Origin of the sequence: Streptomyces sp. NBC_00377 (assembly GCF_036075115.1) — a bacterium.
GTDB lineage: Bacteria > Actinomycetota > Actinomycetes > Streptomycetales > Streptomycetaceae > Streptomyces.
Genome location: NZ_CP107958.1, coordinates 1,145,062 through 1,164,463, shown reverse-complemented (window position 1 = coordinate 1,164,463; position 19,402 = coordinate 1,145,062). Strand labels below are relative to the sequence as shown.

Annotated in this window: 17 protein-coding genes and 1 pseudogene; 8 read left to right on the top strand and 10 right to left on the bottom strand. The window is 73.6% G+C overall.

From position 1 onward, the window contains the following. Positions 1–42 precede the first annotated feature (42 nt). Positions 43–498, bottom strand: coding sequence for a MarR family winged helix-turn-helix transcriptional regulator (locus OHS71_RS05260; protein ID WP_328477285.1), 456 nt, complete (start codon positions 496–498; stop codon positions 43–45). A 167-nt stretch (positions 499–665) separates the two neighbouring features. Here OHS71_RS05260 and OHS71_RS05255 point away from each other — a divergent pair, with 167 nt between their 5' ends. Further along, positions 666–2,123 (top strand): MFS transporter, encoded by a 1,458-nt coding sequence (locus tag OHS71_RS05255; RefSeq protein ID WP_328477283.1) that lies wholly within the window; start codon positions 666–668, stop codon positions 2,121–2,123. Between the two features lie 46 nt (positions 2,124–2,169). On the opposite strand, the gene OHS71_RS05250 is transcribed toward OHS71_RS05255, so the two are convergent. The 5 genes from OHS71_RS05250 to OHS71_RS05230 form a co-directional block, all read right to left on the bottom strand. Further along, on the bottom strand, positions 2,170–2,817 hold the full coding sequence (locus tag OHS71_RS05250) for a response regulator transcription factor (protein ID WP_328477281.1): 648 nt from the start codon (positions 2,815–2,817) through the stop codon (positions 2,170–2,172). Continuing rightward, a complete protein-coding gene (locus tag OHS71_RS05245; RefSeq protein ID WP_328477279.1) occupies positions 2,814–4,007 on the bottom strand; it encodes a sensor histidine kinase in 1,194 nt (397 codons plus the stop codon). Before OHS71_RS05245 ends, OHS71_RS05250 begins: the two co-directional genes overlap by 4 nt. Positions 4,008–4,160: 153 nt before the next feature. Continuing rightward, positions 4,161–5,306 carry an ABC transporter substrate-binding protein gene (locus OHS71_RS05240; protein ID WP_328477277.1) on the bottom strand — a complete coding sequence of 382 codons (1,146 nt, stop codon included), beginning with the start codon at positions 5,304–5,306 and terminating at the stop codon, positions 4,161–4,163. A gap of 194 nt (positions 5,307–5,500) precedes the next feature. Continuing rightward, positions 5,501–6,487: a helix-turn-helix domain-containing protein gene (locus OHS71_RS05235; RefSeq protein ID WP_328477274.1), complete on the bottom strand. Its 987-nt coding sequence runs from the start codon at positions 6,485–6,487 to the stop codon at positions 5,501–5,503. Between the two features lie 447 nt (positions 6,488–6,934). Continuing rightward, positions 6,935–7,909 carry an alpha/beta hydrolase gene (locus OHS71_RS05230; protein ID WP_328477272.1) on the bottom strand — a complete coding sequence of 325 codons (975 nt, stop codon included), beginning with the start codon at positions 7,907–7,909 and terminating at the stop codon, positions 6,935–6,937. Between the two features lie 143 nt (positions 7,910–8,052). On the opposite strand from OHS71_RS05230, the pseudogene OHS71_RS05225 reads away from it, so the two are divergent. Continuing rightward, positions 8,053–8,242, top strand: a pseudogene (locus tag OHS71_RS05225) (TerC family protein); the annotation flags it as partial. A gap of 17 nt (positions 8,243–8,259) precedes the next feature. Here the strand turns inward: OHS71_RS05225 and OHS71_RS05220 are convergent. Together OHS71_RS05220 and OHS71_RS05215 are read right to left on the bottom strand one after the other, a co-directional pair. Then, on the bottom strand, positions 8,260–9,207 hold the full coding sequence (locus tag OHS71_RS05220) for an FkbM family methyltransferase (RefSeq protein ID WP_328477270.1): 948 nt from the start codon (positions 9,205–9,207) through the stop codon (positions 8,260–8,262). Between the two features lie 302 nt (positions 9,208–9,509). Continuing rightward, a complete protein-coding gene (locus OHS71_RS05215; protein WP_328477268.1) occupies positions 9,510–10,073 on the bottom strand; it encodes an NADPH-dependent FMN reductase in 564 nt (187 codons plus the stop codon). A gap of 99 nt (positions 10,074–10,172) precedes the next feature. Here OHS71_RS05215 and OHS71_RS05210 point away from each other — a divergent pair, with 99 nt between their 5' ends. The 4 genes from OHS71_RS05210 to OHS71_RS05195 all read left to right on the top strand — a co-directional run bounded on the left by OHS71_RS05210 (position 10,173) and on the right by OHS71_RS05195 (position 15,113). After that, positions 10,173–10,886 (top strand): TetR/AcrR family transcriptional regulator, encoded by a 714-nt coding sequence (locus OHS71_RS05210; protein WP_328477266.1) that lies wholly within the window; start codon positions 10,173–10,175, stop codon positions 10,884–10,886. Between the two features lie 496 nt (positions 10,887–11,382). Continuing rightward, positions 11,383–12,432 carry a LacI family DNA-binding transcriptional regulator gene (locus OHS71_RS05205; RefSeq protein WP_328477264.1) on the top strand — a complete coding sequence of 350 codons (1,050 nt, stop codon included), beginning with the start codon at positions 11,383–11,385 and terminating at the stop codon, positions 12,430–12,432. A 26-nt stretch (positions 12,433–12,458) separates the two neighbouring features. Next, on the top strand, positions 12,459–13,637 hold the full coding sequence (locus tag OHS71_RS05200; RefSeq protein ID WP_328477262.1) for a 4-hydroxybenzoate 3-monooxygenase: 1,179 nt from the start codon (positions 12,459–12,461) through the stop codon (positions 13,635–13,637). Between the two features lie 39 nt (positions 13,638–13,676). Next, positions 13,677–15,113, top strand: coding sequence for an aldehyde dehydrogenase family protein (locus OHS71_RS05195; protein ID WP_328477260.1), 1,437 nt, complete (start codon positions 13,677–13,679; stop codon positions 15,111–15,113). Between the two features lie 3 nt (positions 15,114–15,116). Here the strand turns inward: OHS71_RS05195 and trxA are convergent, their stop codons facing one another. Further along, positions 15,117–15,521: a thioredoxin gene (trxA, locus tag OHS71_RS05190; RefSeq protein ID WP_328477258.1), complete on the bottom strand. Its 405-nt coding sequence runs from the start codon at positions 15,519–15,521 to the stop codon at positions 15,117–15,119. Between the two features lie 144 nt (positions 15,522–15,665). Here trxA and OHS71_RS05185 point away from each other — a divergent pair, with 144 nt between their 5' ends. Beyond that, positions 15,666–17,084: a dihydrolipoyl dehydrogenase family protein gene (locus tag OHS71_RS05185; protein WP_328477256.1), complete on the top strand. Its 1,419-nt coding sequence runs from the start codon at positions 15,666–15,668 to the stop codon at positions 17,082–17,084. 27 nt (positions 17,085–17,111) lie between these two features. Here OHS71_RS05185 and OHS71_RS05180 read toward each other — a convergent pair whose 3' ends face one another. Then, positions 17,112–17,756, bottom strand: coding sequence for a peptide deformylase (locus OHS71_RS05180; protein ID WP_328477254.1), 645 nt, complete (start codon positions 17,754–17,756; stop codon positions 17,112–17,114). A 158-nt stretch (positions 17,757–17,914) separates the two neighbouring features. On the opposite strand from OHS71_RS05180, the gene OHS71_RS05175 reads away from it, so the two are divergent. Continuing rightward, on the top strand, positions 17,915–19,348 hold the full coding sequence (locus tag OHS71_RS05175) for a PepSY-associated TM helix domain-containing protein (protein ID WP_328477252.1): 1,434 nt from the start codon (positions 17,915–17,917) through the stop codon (positions 19,346–19,348). Positions 19,349–19,402: the final 54 nt, after the last annotated feature.

The following is a 19,402-nucleotide window of genomic DNA, read 5'->3' as shown; positions in this document are numbered from 1 at the left end:
CCGCTGCCCCGCCGCGCGCGACGGGCCCGCCGGGATCCGCCGTCAGGGGCGGGGCCAGGGGCGCCCGCCGATGGCCTCGATGCCGTAGTTGAAGCGCCGCAGGTACTCCGCGAAGGCGGCGATGTCGTCGTCCGGCCAGTCGGTCATCACCTGGTCCAGGATCTCCACGATGCCCTCGCGCTCGGAGTCCAGCAGGCGCGTGCCCTCGTCCGTGAGCCGGAACTTGCGGGCCATCCCGCCCTCCGGGTCGGGGATCCGCTCGATGAGACCCGCCCGCACCGCCGCCGCCGTCTGCCGGTTCAGGGTGGAGGCGTCCAGGCCGAAGGCGTCACTGAGCTCACCGATCGACATGGGTCCCTGCACCCGGATCCGGCTCAGCAGGATGTAGGCGCTGCGCTCCATGAGGCTGTTGTTGCGGCGGCCGCCCCGCTGGTTCAGGAACGTGTGACGGCTGAGCAGCATCTGCTCGTACTCGACCTCGTGCGTCGGCGACTCCATGTGCCCGACCTCCTGCTTCCGTGCGCCCGCACCATCCTGGCACACCACTGTGCAACGACCACAGCATGTGCTCGATACATAAGACATGTACGATGCACATCCTTCAGGTCGTTCCTTCGCGCAGACCTGTGCGCGGATCCTTCACCACCTCCACGTCGAGGAGTCCCATGGGCGCCCCCGCTCTCCCACCCACGGCCCGCCCGGGCGCCGTGATCGCCACGCTGGCCTTCGCCGGTACCACCGCGGCGATCATGCAGACCCTGGTCACCCCGCTCATCGCCGAGCTGCCGCAGATCCTGGACACCTCGTCCTCGAACGCCGCCTGGGTGATCACGGTCACCCTGCTGGTGGCCGCCGTGTGCGTGCCGGTCGTCGGCCGCCTCGGCGACCTGGTCGGCAAGCGCCGGATGCTGCTCGCCTGCTCCGTGCCGCTGATCGTGGGGTCGGTGGTGTGCGCGTTCGCCTCCGACGTCGTGACCATGATCGTCGGACGCGGTCTTCAGGGCATGGGCATGGGGATGGTGCCCCTCGGGATCGCACTGCTGCGCGACGTCGTACCGGCCGAGAAGCTCAGCGGCTCCATCGCGCTGGTCAGCGCCTCCATGGGCATCGGCGGCGCCATCGGCCTGCCGCTGGCCGCCGCGGTCGCCCAGTACGCGAACTGGCGCGTGCTGTTCTGGGGCTCGGCAGTCCTGGCCGTCGTCGTCGCCGTTCTGATCCATCTGCTCGTCCCGGACGTCCCCGCCGGCGCCAAGGGCCAGCGCTTCGACCTGCCCGGCGCGCTCGGCCTCGGCGTCGGCCTGGTCTCGCTGCTGCTCGCGGTCTCCAAGGGCGCCGACTGGGGCTGGGCCTCGGGCACCACCCTCGGCCTGTTCACCGTCGCCGTGGTGGCACTGGCCGGCTGGGGCGTGTGGGAGGTGCGCACCACCGACCCGCTGGTCGACCTGCGCACCACGGCCCGCCCCCGGGTGCTCCTGACCAACGTGGCCTCGATCTTCGTCGGCTTCGGCATGTACGCGAGCATGCTGGTCATGCCGCAGCTGCTCCAGTTCCCGGAGGCCACCGGCTACGGCCTCGGTCAGTCGATGCTCGCGGCCGGCCTGTGGATCGCGCCCGGCGGTCTGATGATGATGCTGGTCTCCCCGCTCGGCGGAAAGCTCACCAACGCCCGCGGCCCGAAGTTCACGCTGGTCTGCGGCACCCTGGTGCTGGCCGCCGGCTACTTCGCCTCGATGGGTCTGATCGGCTCGGCCTGGGGCGTCATGGTGGTCACGATCATCACCAGCAGCGGTGTGGGCCTCGCCTACGGCGCCATGCCGGCCCTGATCATGAGCTCGGCCCCGATCACGGAGACCGCCGCGGCCAACGGTTTCAACACCCTGATGCGGTCGCTAGGCACATCCATCGGCTCCGCCGTCATCGGCGTGATCCTCTCCCAGATGACGACGACCATGGGCGGTCACACCCTCGCCTCCGAGGCCGGGTTCCGCACCGCGCTCCTGGTCGGCGGCGGACTCGCCCTGATCTCCGCGGGCATCGCCGCCGTCATCCCCGCCGCCCGCACGTCGCCGGCCGGCGAGGACACGCCCGACCAGGCCGCCGCACCCGAGCAGGCCAAGGTCTGACCCGCCCGGACGGGGCCCCGCACGCCGGGCGCCCCGTCCGGATGTCTCACGCGAGATCCAGCAGCCCCCTGCGCACTGCCTCCGACACGGCTCCCGCCCGGTTGTCCACACCCAGCTTGCGGTAGACGCGCACCAGGTGCGTCTTGACCGTCGCCTCGCTCAGGAACAGGGCCTCGGCGATCGAGCGGTTGCTCAGCCCGTCGGCCAGCAGCCGCACCACCTCCACCTCCCGCCCGCTCAACTGCCGCTCCGGGTCAGGCACTTGGCCGACGAGGTCGCCCACCACCGCGGAGGCCAGCCCGAGCGCCCCGACGGCCGCGCCGCGCACGGCCCGAAACAGTTCCCGGGGCGGTCCCGCCTTGAGGACATAGCCCCGCGCCCCCGCTTCGAGCGCCCGCACGACGTCGGCCCGGCCCGAGAAACTCGTCAGCATCACCACGGGTACCCCCGGGGCTGCGACGGCGAGCCGACGCACGGCCTCGACGCCGTCCACCGAGGCTCCGTCACCGGCGAACCGCAGGTCCATCAACACCACGTCCGGGACGAGCTGCGCCGCCAGCCGGACGGCCTCCTCCCCGGTGCCCGCCTCGCCGACCACCGCCAGGTCCGGCTCGCCCTCCAGCAGCGCGCGCAGCCCCGCCCGGACGACCGCATGGTCGTCCGCGAGCAGCAGACGCAACGGAGAGCCGGTCACCGCACGGCCACCGCGCTCGGCACTCCGGCCGGCCGGGAGGCGGACGTCGCGGGCACCGTGGCCCGCACCGAGGTGCCCCGGCCCGGCACGCTGCCGACCTCCAGATCGCCGCCGCACTCACGCAGCCGCGCCCGGGCCGCCGGAAGCCCGAACCCGCGGTCCTGACCGGGAGCGCCGGCTCCCGCCTCGAACCCGGTGCCGTCGTCGCGCACTTCGAGTTCCACCCGGTCGGCGTGGCCGTGCAGGGTCACCATGACGTTCACCGCCCGGGAGTGCTCGCGCACGTTGGCCAGGGTGCTCTGGGCCACCCGGAACAGGGTCGCGGCCGTCGAGCCGTCCACGACGGGGCGGGGCGCGCCCAGCGAGCGGAACCGTACGCGGGTCGCCGCCCCCTCCGCCTCCGCCCGGGCGCACAGCAGCCGCAGCGCACCCTCGAGACCGGCCTCGTCCACGGCCGAAGGCGTCAGGTCCCGAATGATCCTGCGGGTCTCCACGAGGTTGGCGTGCAGACCGTCGGCGACGGCCCGGACCCGGGTGCGGGCCACGTCCGGACGGGCCTCCCAGTCCCGTTCGACCGCCTGGAGCAGCATGACGCCGCCCGCGAGCTCCTGGGCCAGGGTGTCGTGCAGATCACGGGCGATCCGGGCCCGCTCCGTCAGCACACCGGCCTGCCGCTGCTGCCGGGCCAGAACGTCCCGGGTGCCCCGCAACTCCTCGACGAGCCGCAGCCGTTGCGCGGCGTCGTGTTGCTGGCCGCGGTAGAGGGCCACGGTGCCCCACACGGCGGCCACCGGGATCAGCACGAACTCCAGGTCGAACTGATCGGCGCTGCGCTTGAGCTGAGCGGCGAGGATCAGGGTGAGCACGGCCACGGCCACCCCGGCCGCCCGGGGGCCGAGCACCCGCAGCGCCGCGCAGGCCAACGGCAGCGCGCACCACATGTAAGCGGCGGTCAGTGACCCGGGGGCCAGGAGGACGAGGGCGGTCCACAGCGCCAGCAGCGCCCCGACCCACACCGGCCGCGCGTACCGTCCGAGCCGCGCCCCGGCGGCCGGCCCGCACGCGTAGACGACCGCGAGCAGCCCGCTGACGGTCACCATCTCCCAGCACAGCCCGATCCTCAGCTGGGCCAGCCGGACCAGCCCGGCACCGAGGACGAGGAAGAACGTCAGATGGGAGACGTGGTCCAACGCCGACCGGCTCCCGCCGGCGGTCCTCGTGGAGGAAGGGACGGGAGCAAGGTCGGACACGGCGGAACCCCTCGGAGGATGATCCGTTCGAACAGGGGTCGCGAGTCTATCCGTTGACTGTAGGGAGGGTGTGAGGGCGACGGGCGCCCTCCGTCACGCCCCCGGGTGCAGACCGAGCGTGCCCGGCGTCGGGTCGCCCTTCACCTCACCGAAGTACAGGGCGAACGTCTGCTTCAGCCGCTCCACCTCGGCACGGTCGGACATGAAGCGCGGGAAGCCGTCGACGTTGGCGTTGGCGTACTCCCAGATCGGCTTCAGACCGGCCGGGGGAGTGATGTCGGTGCGCACCGACCAGCCGTTGAAGGAGTTCTGCTGCGTGGCGGTGGACAACTGCCAGTTGAGGTAGAGCCGGGCGGCCGTGGTGTTCCTGGCCGCCTTGAGGATCGCCGCTCGCTGGCCCCAGGCCATGAAGGGAGTGCTGTCCGACGCGACGAACCTCACCGGGCCGGTCGACAGGGGCGAGCCCGAGCCACCGACGCCGATCGCGTGGGTGCCGGCACGCACGGCCTCCCCGGGGGAGTTGCTGCCGCGCGCGAACCGCACGTCCTGGGCGGCGAGCTTCGCCACCCAGTCCCAGCCGTAGTGCTTGACGTACAGCGAGTACAGGTAGAGGACCGCGTCGTCGTCGTGCGGGAAGGACGAGGCGATCCGCCCCCTCCACTTGGCGTCGACCAGATCCAGCGGGGTGCGCGGGGCGTCCGAACCGACCGCTGCCGTCCCGTACATGAAGCTGAACGCGATCGCGCCGATCGCGACCCAGGCGCCCTGCGGGTCCTTGAAACCGTCGTACACCTTGGAGAACCCGGCCGGCTTGTAGTGCAGCAGCCGGCCCTGGGACTTCCAGCGCTCGAAGTCCTGAAGGGTCTGGAGCTGCACGACGTCGGGGACGAGGGTGCGGGTCGCGAACTGGTTGTCGACGCGGACGTCGTGGTACTTGCTGTAGTCCACGACCAGGGTGAGGTCGATGCCGGGGAAGGCTTTCAGGAAGGCGGCCTTGGTGCCGTCCTGCTGGGTCGGGGTGTCCCCGCCGGCGTAGATGACGAGCTTGCCCCCTTCCGCGAGCGCGGCCCGGTACAGCTCGTCGAGCGACCTGGTCTCCTCGGCGCCGGAGGCCCGACGGGGAGCGGTCGGCGCCGAGGACGCGGCTGCCGGGGCGGGGGCGGCGCCGAGGGCACCGAGGCCGAGGGCGGCACCGGCTCCGGTGGTGAGCAGGCGCCTTCGGCTGGGGAAACTGGGCATGGCGGGGGAACCTCTTTCGAACGCTGAGGGGGATGCGGGACCGGGCGCCACGGCCGAGGTCGATCCTGCCGCCCCCGGCGGTCGGTGCGCGTCGTCCGGACGGAGCGGACGACGCGCGGACGGTGCGGTCCCCGTTCAACCGATCGGTTGAACGCCCTCCCGCGCTCCCGCCCTCCTCGGCGAGGGGATGCCGCCTACGGACGCGTCAGCCGCCGCATCGTCAGCGCGAGATGCAGCCGCAGCCGGCCCTGGGGCGTGCGCACCGGCCACCCCAGCAGATGCTCGGCATGGGTCAGCCGGTCCTGGAGCGTGGAGTGGTGGACGTTCGCCTCGGCCGCGGCCGCCCGCAGACTCGCGGTGGCGGTGACGGCGTGCAGGGTGGTGAGCAGCCAGGGGGCGTCCGCGGCGGCCGCCTCGACCGCGTGGACGTCCGGCGGGGGCTCGGCCCCCGGCCTCACCAGGTCGGCCAGCAGGGCGATGCCGCCGAGTTCGTCGGCGTACACGACCCGGGGGCCCGGGTCCTGCGCGGTGCCGTCCGAGGCGAAGCGGAGCGCGGTGCGGGCCGCCGCCCAGGAAGCGGGCAGCTCAGGGACGGGCACGGCCTGCCCGACCCCCACCCGGCCGGCCGGCACCGCGTCCGCGGCGTCCGCGGGCAGCACCCGTGGCCGTCCGCCGGGCGTGGCCAGGGCACGGGCCGGGCCGGGACCGAGACCGAGACGGCGGGCCGCGTGCAGCCGGGCCGGTTCGGCGGCCGTGGCGTCGAGCAGGGTCTCCACCAGGGCGGGATCGTCGAGCGGCGCCCGTCCGCGGGTGCGGTCGAGCACGACGCGTGCCGCGCCGGCCGCCCGTTCCAGGATCACCGCGTCCACGACGCTGGGCAGCGCACCGGCGCGTTCCAGCCACAGGGCCGGAGCGCCGTCGGGGGTCAGGGAGGTGCAGGGCCAGTCCGGGTCGGGTGGCAGATCCGTGTCCCGGCGCGTGCCGTCCGGCTCCACCCGGATCCGCACCCGCCGGTCGGCGTCCACGAGCCGCGCGGGCACCCCGGCGAGGACCGCCGCCCCGCGCACCAGGGCCTCGACCCCGGCCCGTGACTCGGCCAGCCGGTCGAAGTAGGCGATGACCCGCACGGCGGCACCGGCGTCCGGATCCAGCGCGGTCAGGCGCCCGGCCAGCTCTTTCATACGGCCATGATGCGCCACGCGAGCACCGAACAGCAGGGGTGCGGCCCCGGCCTCTCGTCGGGACCCCGCCTCGGCGGTCGCTTCCGAGCGACCCGTGACCGGTGGCGAAGGGTGGACGGGCCCGCAGGGGGGCCCGTGGGACGCCCTGCCGCACGGGACCACCGACATGAAGGCGGTTCCGTACGGTCCGAGCGCCGCCGAGCCCTTTCCCCTTGCGGGCGCCGTCCGGTCGAGTCCCGGTTTCTGGTGGGCGCCGTCCGGCCGAGCCCCGGCTTCTGGCAGGCGCCGCCCATCCGAGCCCCCGGCTTCTTACGGGTGCCGCCAGCCCCTGACCCCTACGGGCGCCGCTGCGCCCCGGCCCCTTGCGGGTGCCCGCCGGCCCCTGGGCCTTCGGGCGGCGGTGACGCCCTTGCCCCTTCCCGGCGGCCGGCGGCGGCGTGGTGGCTCCTACTCCGCGAGGAGCCTGCGCAGCCAGTTCAGGTGGGCTGCCCGGGCCGACTTCGACAGTGCGGCTTGGGGCGCGAAGCCGTCGAAGCCGTGGAAACCGCCCGGCCAGACGTGCAGTTCCGCGATACCGCCGGCCTGCCAGATCCGCGAGGCGTAGGCGACGACCTCGTCCCGGAACGTCTCGGCGGAGCCCACGTCGAGAAAGGCCGGCGGCAGCCCGGCGAGGTCCTCGGCGCGGGCGGGGGCCGCGTACGGGGAGACCTCCGGGCCGCCGCGCCGCTCGCCGAGCAGGGCCGTCCACCCGGTCTCGTTGGCCGTGCGGTCCCAGACGCCGAGGCCCGCCATCTGGTGGCTGGAGGGGGTGTCGTTGCGGTCGTCCAGCATCGGGCACATCAGTACCTGACCGAGCGGCCGGGGGCCCTGACGGTCGCGGAGCAGCAGGGCGAGGGCCGCGGTGAGGCCGCCGCCCGCGCTGGCCCCGGCGAGCACGATCCGCTCGGGGTCCGCGCCCAGCTCGTCGGCGTGCTCCGCGGTCCACAGCAGACCGGCGTACACGTCGTCGACGGGCGCCGGGTGCGGGTGCTCGGGAGCGAGGCGGTACTCGACGGAGACCACGACCATGTCCAGTTCCCGCGCCCACTCCAGGATGACGTCCACGCCGACCCGGTTGTTGCCGAGGACCATGCCGCCGCCGTGCACGTGGTAGACGACCGGCCGCGGGCGGCCCGGGGCCGGTGACGTGGGCCGGCAGATGAGCAGCGAGATGTCGGGGGAGCCCTGGGGCCCCGGCACCACCCGGTCCTCGACCGTGAAGGCCCCGCCCAGGGTCAGGTCGAGTTCGGCGAGCAGGGCGATCCCCGGCCCCTGACGGACGGCCTCGATGTCCTCGGCGGCCAGCCCCGGCTGGATCATCTCCGCGATGAGTTCCAGGGCGGCGCCGAGTTCGGGGTCGAAGGGCGGTGGGACGGACGTCATGGGGTCTCCTCACGCGGGGCGCAGAGCGTGGTTTGCGCGGCGGCTCGTACGGCCCATGATCTGCGCACCATCCGCCTGTCCGAGCACCGCCGTCCGGCGGAACCTGCCCGCCGTCCGGCGGGTGACGGCCGCACCCCGCCACGTCGGTCATCCTCGGATTCATCGGCGTGAAGGCTGCTGCACGCGCTGCACGAGTCCGGGGTCCACGTCCCCGAGATCGGCATCCCCTTCTCGCTCGGCTTCATCGTGGTGGTCCTCGCGGTGATGACCTTCACCCGCCTGCGGGTGTCGGGACGCCAGGAGGAGGCGCTGGGGGACGGTTCCGCCGGGTAGGCGCCGCGTGGACCGCTCTACCGTGCGGGCGCCGCGTCCGCGCGCATCATCACGCAGTCGAACTCGATCACCCGGCCCGTGGCCGCCTCGCGCGTCACCGGGTACATGCCGGTGATGCCGAACCCGGCGGCCTCGTACTTCGCCACGGCCTCGCCCATTCCCGGACTGCCTTCGTACAGCTTCAGCACCGCGACCTCGGACTGCATCCCCACGAACTCGGCGATCCGCTCCCCGGCCCCGGCGAACACCTCGAGGTCGTAGCCCTGGGTGTCCATCTTCAGGTAGGGGCGTGGATCGGCGAGGCCGTCCAGCGCCTCGGCCATGACCTCGTCCAGCCTGCGGACGCGGATCTCCTCGGTGTCGGCCTTCGCGAACCGGCTGTAGCGGCCCTTGCCGTAGTCGCTGGCCGGCAGCAGGGAGTTCATCGTCTTCCAGCCGATGTGGATCTCGGCCGTCGTCTCCTCGCGGCCCAGCCCGCACCGGTGCACGTGCCAGTCGGGGTCGTCCGCGGCGGCCTTCTCCAGCCGCGCGAACGTCTCCGAGGTGGGCTCGAAGGACACGATCCGGCCGGTGTAGCCGAGTCGGCGCAGCCGCTTGGCGTACTGGCCGTTGTTCGCACCGACGTCGAAGACGCAGTTCACGCCGTAGAGCTCCAGCATCGCGGTCACGTGCTGGGTGCAGAGGTACTCGGCGGCGGCCAGCTGAAGTCTGCGCTCGTCCTGCCCGCTCGCGGCCTCCATGAGGAGCAGCGCGCCGGTGTCGCCCAGCCGTACGGCGCTGCCCTCGGCGACGCCGGGCCGTTCCCCGTCCCCGGCCCGCCGCAGCACCCAGGTGTCCTTGCCCGCGCCGGTCACCCGGTAGGGGCCGCCGCGCCGCGAGACCACCGCGGTCCCCGGCCCCAGGTCGGTCACCCGGACGCCGATCCGGGGCATCAGGTCGAGCAGTCGTCGATAGAGGGTCTGCATTCCCCAGCACTATCAGACGTGGCGAGGAACGGTCAGCGGGTTGGCCGACATTCGCCGATCCGGTTACTCGACGGAAACGCGGGAGCCGGTCCTGCGGGGGTGCCCGGCGGGGTGTGCCCGGGGACGCCGGCGGTGTTCCGGGGAGCCCGGTCGGCGTGTCGGGGCGGGTCCGGTGTGTTCTCGGACGACGGGAGGACGGTCGCACACGGCCGAAGGGGCCCGGAGAACGCTCCGGACCCCTTCGGACCTTCGTCATGGTGCTGCGTCGTCCCGGCCCGGTGCCGGGCCGGTGGGAGTCGTGGTCAGGCGGCCACGGTCTCGCCCGCGTGGCCGTGCAGACGGGCCACGACCTCGGTCAGCTGGGCGGCGACCTCGGCGTCGTCCACCGGGTGGGTCTCGGCGAAACGGGTCAGCGAGCCCGGGATGGAGAGCTTGAGGTCCTCGATGACCTTGCCGCCGGCGATGCCCACGGCCTTGCGGGCCTCGTCCTGGGCCCACACGCCACCGAACTGACCGAACGCGGTGCCGACCACGGCGACGGGCTTGCCGCCGAAGGCGCTCGCGCCGTACGGGCGGGACAGCCAGTCGATGGCGTTCTTCAGGACGGCCGGGATGGTGCCGTTGTACTCGGGGGAGAACAGCAGGAAGGCGTCGGCGGCCTGGGCGGCCTCGCGCAGCTTGGCGGCGGCGGCCGGGACGCTGCCCTCGACGTCGAGGTCCTCGTTGTAGAACGGGATCTCGGCAAGGCCCTCGAAGAGGTCGACCTCGGCGCCCTCGGGCGCGACCTTGACGGCCGCCTCGGCGAGCTGGCGGTTGGTCGAACCGGCGCGAAGGCTGCCGACGAGCGCGAGGATGCGGACAGACATGGGAACTCCCAGAGGCTGAAACATGCAGTGACGAATCCGGACCGAGGTCCGTTTATTGTTCTAGCACCCTAACCGGACCGCGGTCCAGTTATCTTCCCGATGCTTTACGCTGAGTTCATGTCCGTTGTTCTGCCTCCCCGTCCGGAGCCCGAGGAGAGCACGACCGAGTCCGAACTCCTGCAAGTGGGACCGGCCGGCGACGAGCCGTGCCTGCGCGCCGACGCGGCCCGCAACCGGGCCCGGCTGCTGGACGCCGCCGCCCGGCTGATCGCCGAGCACGGCGCGGCCGGGGTCACGATGGAGGCGGTGGCGACCGCGGCGAACGTGGGCAAGGGCACCGTGTTCCGCCGCTTCGGTGACCGGACCGGGCTCCTGACCGCGCTTCTCGACCACTCGGAGCGCAACTTCCAGGCCGCGTTCCTGGGCGGCCCCCCGCCCCTGGGGCCCGGCGCCTCGCCCGTGGAGCGGCTGAGGGCGTTCGGCGTCGCCATGCTGCGGCGCGCGGTCGACGAACTGGACCTGCAACTGGCGGCCGAGCCCGGACCGGACCGCCGGTACTCCGTGCCCCCGCGCCGTCTGCATCACAGTCATGTGGCGCTGCTGCTGCGCCAGGCCCTGCCCGACGCGGACGCCGACCTGCTGGCCCACACGCTGATGGGATATCTCAACCCGGTCCTCGTCCATCACCTCACCCGGCAGTGCGGTATGCCGCCGGCACGGCTGGAGGCCGGCTGGGGCGAACTGGTCGACCGGGTGACCAGCGCCGTCACGGGCGGTGCGACCGGGGGTGCGTCGGTCGTACCCGCGCCGTGAACAGGTCGACCACGGCCCGCGGCGCGTCCTCGGCGAACAGGGCCGTGCCTCTGTGCGCGGACTGGGCGGCGGCTGCCGCGCCGCGCGGGAGCAGCTTCTCCTCGTAGGCGGCGAGCACCGGCTCGGGCTCGCCCGTACGTGCGGTCTGGGCGCGTCCCCGTTCTGCGCCGTCCGGCAGGGCCGGTCGGCGCGCTCGCCCGCGAACGGCGACCTCAGGTGGGCGGCGTCGCCGAGCAGGGTGACGCCGGGGGCGCGGTCCCCGCGGTGACCCGTCGGCAGGGCGTGGACCAGGCGCGGCACCCGGGGCCCTCGGCGTCGGCGACCAGGGCCCGCAGGCTCTCGTCCCCGTCCGCGCAGTGATCCAGGGCAGAGGCCCCGGCGGTCTCCGCGTCACCGAGATCGACGCCGGCCGCCCGGTCCTCGGGGACCCGCGGGGCGGTGGGGCCGTCGGATTCGGCGTCCCCCGCCCGGAACCCCGCGCACAGCTTCTGCCAAGATGCCGTACGTCATGGTGCAGATACCGAACCCGCCCGCGCCGACGAAGTCGCCGGAGCCGGGCCCCGTGCCCACGAGCGCCGACGTGGCCCGCCTGGCCGGCGTCTCCCGCGCGACCGTCTCCTACGTCCTGAACAACGCCAGCGCCGTACGCATCAGCGAGCCGACCCGCCGCCGCGTCCACGAGGCCGCCGAGGAACTCGGGTACGTGCCGCACGCGGCCGCCCGCACCCTGCGGGCCGGACACAGCCGGATGGTCCTGATGCCCACCCTGCCCGTCCCGGCCGGACCGCTGTACTCCCGGTTCGTGCACGAGTTCCAGGGGGCGCTGAGCCGACTCGACTACACCGTCGTCCAGTACGGCGCCACCGGTCTGCACGGCGACGACGCCGCCCGCGCCTGGGCCGAACTGCGGCCCGTCGCCGTGCTGGTGCCCAGCCCCGGCATCGGTCCGGAGGGGGTCGCGGTCCTCAAGCGGTCCGGCGCCCGGGCCGTGGTGACCCTCAGCCCCGAGCCGGTCGAGGGCGCCCGCGCGGTGCTCCTGGACCACGCCGACGTCGGCCGCAGCGCCGCCGGGCATCTGTACGCCCGCGGCCGCCGCCGCATCGGTGTGGTCGTCCCGGCCGAACGCGGCATGGAGATCTTCTCCGCGCCCCGTCTGGCCGGCGCCCGGGAGGCGCTCGACGGTACGGACGCCACGGTCGCCGAGCTGCCCCTCGCCTTCACGGAGGAGTCCGCGGCCGCCCTCGCCGGCCGCTGGCCGGCCCTCGGCCTCGACGGCGTGTTCGCCTACAACGACGAGTACGCCATGCTGCTGATGCGCGCCCTCCAGGACGAGGGTGTACGCGTCCCGGAGGACGTGGCGGTCATCGGCGCCGACGACCTGATGCTCGGGCGGCTGCTGCGGCCCCGGCTCAGCACCGTCCGGATCGAACTCCCCTCCGGCCGCGACCTCGCTTCGCTGGTCGACCGGGCGGTCCGCAGCCCCGCGGCAGCCCCCGAGCCGCACGAGCCGTTCGGAGCCTCCGTGGTGCAGCGCGACTCCACCTGAACTACGGTCCGAGGGGAGGCATGCCCATGCGTACGACGGTCGGCATCATCGGCGGCGGCCCCGCGGGGCTGCTCCTCGCCCGCCTGCTGCACCTCGCGGGCGTCGACTGCGTGGTCCTGGAGAGCAGGACGCGGCAGTACGTGCAGCGGCGCCAGCGGGCCGGAATGCTGGAGCAGGGGACGGTAGAGGCCCTGCGGGCGGCCGGCGCCGCCGACCGGCTCGACGCCGAGGGCCTGGTGCACCACGGCATCGAGCTGCGCTTCGACCGGGAACGCCACCACCTCGACTTCCCCGCCCTCACCGGCGGCCGCACGGTGACGATCTACGCCCAGACGGAGATCGTGAAGGATCTCGTCGCCCTCCAACTCGCCGACGGCCCGCCCCTGTTGTTCGAGGCGGAGGCGCTCGCGGTGGAGAAGCCGCAGAGCGGGGAGCCCGTCGTGCGGTTCCTGCACGAGGGCCGCGAGCGGACCCTCGCCTGCGACTGGGTGGTCGGCTGCGACGGCTCGCACGGCATCGCCCGCGGCGCCTTCCCGGCCGCCGCCTGCCGGACGTACGCGCACGACTATCCGTACTCCTGGCTCGGCATCCTCGCCGAAGTGCCGCCCTCCTGCGACGAGTTGATCTACGCACGTCATGAACGCGGCTTCGCCCTGCACAGCATGCGGCCGCCCCGCTTCTCCCGGCTCTACCTCCAGGTCCCCAGGGGCGCCCGGCCGCAGGACTGGCCCGACGACCGGATATGGGACGAACTCTCCACCCGCTTCGCCGTCGACGCCGACTGGACGCTGCGCCGTGGCCCGATCACCGCCAAGTCCGTCACGCCGATGCGCAGCCTCGTCCACGAGCCGATGCGCCACGGCCGGCTGCTGCTCGCCGGCGACGCCGCCCACATCGTCCCGCCGACCGGCGCCAAGGGGCTCAACCTGGCCGTCTCGGACGTCCGGCTGCTCGCCGGCGCCTTCGCCGGCCTGTACGCCGACGGGTCCACCCGGCTGCTGGACGGGTACTCGGATCTCTGTCTGCGACGTGTGTGGCAGGCGACGCGCTTTTCCGACGACATGACTAAGATGTTGCATGCTCAACCAGATGGAGATGCGTTCGACCACCGGATGCAGCTCGCCCGGCTGCGCCGCATCACCGCATCGCGCCACGCCGCCGCCGAACTGGCGGCCAACTACACGGGACTTCCCCTCCCCCTGTGAGAGCCGCGAGTCCCGCGGGACACCGATCGGAGAGCCTTCATGCCGTTGCTCGACCCCAAGAACTGGCAGTCCCGTACCCTGTCGGGCCCCCGCTACACGATCACCGAGCCCGCCACAGGCGACTCGCTGGGCACCGTCTTCCTGGCCGGCGCCGAGGACGTCCGTCCGGCCGCCGAGGCCGCCCGCGCCGCGCAGACCGAGTGGGCCCGCCTGCCCCACTTCGTGCGCGCCGCAGTGCTGCGCAAGGCCGGCGACCTCTTCAGCGCGCACGCCGACGAACTGCGCGAGTGGATCGTCCGCGAGTCCGGCTCCATAGCCGGCAAGGCCGACTTCGAACTGCACGTCGCCGCCCAGGAGTGCTACGAGGCCGCCGCCCTGGCCTCCCGTCCGGCCGGACAGGTGCTGCCCAGTGAGGCGCCCCGGCTGTCCTACACCCGGCGCGTGCCCGTCGGCGTCGTGGGCGTGATCTCGCCGTTCAACGCCCCGCTGATCCTGTCGATCCGCTCCGTGGCGCCCGCCCTCGCTCTCGGCAACGCGGTCGTCCTCAAGCCGGACCCGCGCACGGCGGTCTGCGGCGGCCTGGCCCTCGCCGCGGTCTTCGCGGAGGCCGGCCTGCCCGAGGGCCTGCTGCACATCCTCCCCGGCGGCGCCGAGACCGGCGCGGCCCTGGTCTCGGACCCGCGCGTGCCGGTGATCTCCTTCACCGGGTCCACCGGCGCCGGACGGGCCGTGGGGGAGGCCGCCGGACGCCACCTCAAGCGGGCCCACCTGGAACTCGGCGGCAACTCCGCCCTGATCGTGCTCGAGGACGCCGATCTGGACGCGGTGATCTCCACGGCGGCCTGGGGCTCGTTCTTCCACCAGGGCCAGATCTGCATGACCACCGGCCGCCACCTGGTGCACGCCTCCCTCTACGAGGAGTACGTCCAGCGGCTCGCGGCGAAGGCCGACGCCCTCGCCGTCGGCGACCCGCACCGCGCGCAGGTCCACCTCGGCCCGCTCATCGACGGCGGCCAGCTCGCCAAGGTGCACGGCCTGGTCGAGGCCAGCACCGCGGCAGGCGCGAAACTCGCCGCCGGAGGCACGCACGACGACCTCTTCTACCGGCCGACCGTCCTCGCGGGCGTCGACGACGACACCCCCGCCTACGCGGAGGAGGTCTTCGGCCCGGTGGCCCCCGTGCGTTCCTTCACCACGGCGGACGAGGCCGCGGCGCTGGCCGCGCGCAGCTCCTACGGCCTCTCGCTCGGCATCGTCACCCGCGACCCCGCCCGCGGCCTCGACCTCGCCGACCGCATCCCGACCGGCATCGTGCACATCAACGACCAGACGGTGAACGACGAGGCCGTCGCGCCCTTCGGCGGGGTCGCCGCGTCCGGCACCGGCGCCCGCTTCGGCGGCGAGGCCAACCTGGAGGCCTTCACCGACGTGCGCTGGACGACCGTACGGGGTGACGTGGCGCCGTACCCCTTCTAGGGGTCACTCGCCCTCGGCGGCCGGGGAGCCGTCGGCCCCGGCCTTGGCCTGCTGCTCCTCGATCGACTTGCGGACCTCGTCCATGTCGAGTCCGCGTGCCTGTCCGATGACGTCCGTGAGGGCGGCCTCGGGCAGGGCGCCGGGCTGGGCGAACACCGCCACCCGGTCCCGCACGATCATCAGCGTCGGGATCGACTGGATACCGAAGGCCGCGGCCAGCTCGGGCTGCGCCTCGGTGTCCACCTTGCCGAACACCAGATCCGGGTTCTCCTGCGCCGCCTTGTCGTAGACCGGGGCGAACTGCCGGCACGGGCCGCACCAGGACGCCCAGAAGTCGATCAGGACGAAGTCGTTGTCGGTGACCGTCTGGTCGAAGTTCTCCTTGGTGAGCTCCACGGTGCTGCTCATGGCGTGATTCCCTCTTCCCGGTGCTTCCTGTCAGGGGTGCCCTGACATGGGGTGAAGCCGTCGGCGACAACACGGCCGGCCGGACGCGTATTCCGCGCCCTTACCCGTGTGGCCACGCCGCACACCACCCACCAGACTGACCCCATGACGGAAACGGAAACCAACACATACGACGTCGTGGTGCTCGGGGCCGGGCCCGTGGGGGAGAACGTCGCCGACCGCACCCGTGCGGCCGGCCTCACCACCGCGGTCGTGGAGAGCGAACTCGTCGGCGGCGAGTGCTCGTACTGGGCCTGTATGCCCAGCAAGGCCCTGCTGCGCCCGGTGATCGCCCGCGCCGACGCCCGCCGGCTGCCCGGCCTGCGGCAGTCGGTGCAGGGCCCGCTCGACACGGAGGCGGTCCTCGCCCGCCGCAACTGGTTCACCGGCGACTGGACGGACGACGGCCAGGTCGACTGGCTCAAGAGCATCGGCGCGGACCTCCACCGCGGCCACGGCAGGCTGAGCGGCCCGCGCACGGTGACGGTGGGGGACACCGTGCTGACGGCCCGCCACGCTGTCGTCGTCGCCACCGGCACCCGTGCCGCACTGCCCGACCTGCCCGGCCTCGCCGAGGTCAGGCCCTGGACCAGCCGGGAAGCCACCAGCGCCCAGAGCGCGCCCGGCCGGCTCGTCGTCGTCGGCGGAGGTGTCGTCGCCACCGAGATGGCCACCGCCTGGCAGGCCCTCGGCTCCCAGGTCACCCTGCTGGTGCGGGGCAAGGGCCTGCTCGACCGGATGGAGCCGTTCGCGGGCGAACTGGTCGCCGAGGCGCTCACCGAGGCCGGCGCGGACGTGCGCACGGGCACCTCGGTGACGTCGGTGACCCGCTCCGACGGCATCGTCGTGGTCGTCACCGACACCGGCGAACGCATCGAGGCCGACGAGATCCTCTTCGCCGTGGGCCGTGCCCCGCGCACCGACGACATCGGCCTCGAGACGGTCGGCCTGGCACCCGGCTCCTCGCTCACCGTGGACGACAGCCTGCGCGTCACCGGCACCGACTGGCTCTACGGGGTGGGCGACGTCAACCACCGCGCGCTCCTCACCCACCAGGGCAAGTACCAGGCACGGATCGCGGGCGCCGCCATCGCCGCCCGCGCCGCCGGCACGCCCCTCACGGAGACCGACCCGTGGAGCGACTACGCCGCGACGGCCGACCACGAGTGCGTCCCCCAGGTCGTCTTCACCGACCCGGAGGCGGCCGCCGTCGGGCTCTCGCTCGCCGAGGCGGAAGCGGCCGGACACCGGGTGCGCGCCGTCGACGTCGACATGTCCTCGGTGGCCGGAGCGGGCCTGTACGCCGAGGGCTACAAGGGGCGCGCCCGGATGGTCGTCGACCTGGAGCAGGAGATCCTGCGCGGGGTCACCTTCGTCGGCCCCGGCGTCGGAGAGCTGATCCACTCCGCGACCGTCGCCGTGGTAGGCCAGGTGCCGATCGCCCGCCTGTGGCACGCCGTCCCGTCCTACCCCACGCTCAGCGAGGTGTGGCTGCGGCTCCTCGAGGCGTACCGGGACCACTGACACCGCACGGGCGAACCGCCCGCCCGCCTAGGGCAGTTCGAAGCCCAGCGCCTTCGCCGCCTCCTGCGCCGTCGGCTGCGTCCAGCGCTCGAGCAGGGTCTGGTTGGCGCAGAGCGAGCGCGGTTCGGCCCGGTCGAGGTAGAGCAGACCGTCGAGGTGGTCCGTCTCGTGCTGGACGATACGGGCGGGCCAGCCGCCGAACACCTCGTCCAGCGGCCGGCCGTGCTCGTCCTCGCCCGTGAGGCGCACCTCGGCGTGCCGGGCCACCACCGCCTGGTAGCCCGGCACGCTCAGACATCCTTCGAAGAAGGCGGCGCGGGCGGAACCCGTGGGCTCGTACGACGGGTTGACGAGGACCCGGAACGGCTGGGGCACCCGGCCGCGGGCCAGCCGCACCTCCTCCGGCACCGGCGCCGGGTCCTCGATGACGGCGATCCGCAGTCCCACACCCACCTGTGGGGCGGCGAGCCCGACGCCCGGCGCCGCGTGCATGGTGACGCGCAGGGCTTCGACGAACCGGGCCAGCAGGGCGGGTTCGAGCTGGCCCTCGTAGCGCGACGTGCCCGACCGCAGGACCGGGTCGCCGGCCGCGACGACGGGCAACGGGCCACCGGGGGCGAGGAGTTCCTCGATCCGGTCGGCAAGGGACGTGAGGGGACGGGGAGATGCCATCCGGCCAGCATGCCACGGCGAGAGGGTGTGTGACGCACATCACCAAATGCGCCGGGAACTCGGCGCCGGCTCCCTCCGACTACTGGTGCGTCACGGCTGAGAACCTCCCCCGGAGCGCTGTCCCCGGCCCCGTCCCCTGCCCTCGGAGAAGCCCACCCATGTCCACCCCTCCCTCGACCTCCCCCGCAGCCGGCTCCGCCCGAGCGGAGGAACTCCCGTCGGACGAGGCCCCGCAAGCGGCGGCCCCCGCGCCGAGGTCCCGCGGCCCGTGGGCCCCGCTGCGCCCGCTGGTGCTACGCCTGCACTTCTACGCCGGCGTGTTCGTGGCGCCGTTCCTGCTGGTCGCCGCCGTCACCGGATTCCTGTACGCCGGCGCCTTCCAGGCCGAGAAGCTCGTCTACTCCCACGAGATGACCGTGCCGGCCGGCGACACGAAGCTGCCGATCTCCCGGCAGGTGGACGCCGCCCGCAAGGCCCACCCCGAGGGCACCGTCTCGGCAGTGCGCCCCTCGCCGCAGGACGACGCCACCACCCGCGTGATGCTGTCCGGCGTCGAGGGAGTCGGCGCCACCCACACCCTCGCCGTGTTCGTCGACCCCTACACCGCCGAGGTGCGCGGGGCGCTGGAGCAGTACGGCTCGACCGGCGCGCTGCCCCTGCGCACCTGGATCGACGAGTTCCACCGCGATCTGCACCTCGGCGAGAACGGCCGCCTCTACAGCGAACTCGCCGCCAGCTGGCTGTGGGTGACAGCCGGCGGCGGCCTGGTCCTGTGGTTCTCCCGCCGCCGCGCCCTGCGCAGGGTCCGCGGCACGAGCGGGCGACGCCGCACCCTCGGCCTGCACGGCACCGTCGGGGTGTGGGCCGCGGCCGGCTTCATCTTCCTGTCGGCGACCGGCCTGACCTGGTCCACCTACGCGGGCGCCAACATCGACGTGCTGCGCACCTCCCTCGGCCAGGCCACGCCGTCGGTCTCCGCGACCGCGAGCGGCGGTGACCACGCCGGCCACGAAGCGGCCTCCGGCACCGGCGGGGACGGCGAGCACGGCGTCGGTCTCGACACGATCCTGGCCGCCGCACGCGCCGAGGGACTGGGCGACCCCGTCGAGATCGTCCCGCCCGCGGACGCCTCCTCCGCCTATGTGGTCAAGCAGGTGCAGCGCAGCTGGCCCGAGAAGCAGGACGCGGTGGCCATCGACCCGGGCACCGGAAAGGTGACCGACGTCCTGCGCTTCGACGACCACCCGCTGCTCGCCAAGCTGACCCGCTGGGGCATCGACCTGCACACCGGCGTCCTGTTCGGCCTGGCCAACCAGCTGGCACTGATGCTCCTCGCGGCGTCCCTGGTCCTGCTGATCGTGTGGGGCTACCGGATGTGGTGGCAGCGCGGCCGCGGTTCCGCCTTCGGCCGCCCGATCCCCCGCGGCGCCTGGGCGCAGGTCCCGCCGTACGTCCTCGTCCCGCTGATGGCGGCGATCGCCGTGCTCGGTTACTTCGTCCCGCTGCTCGGCATCCCGCTGGCCGGCTTCCTCGTCGTCGACGTCGTCCTCGGCGAGATCGCGCACCGGCGGGGACAGCGGACGACCGCCTGAGCGGTCCGGGGTCCGGGCCAGGGGTCGGAGCGGTCCCGGGTACGACGAGCGGCC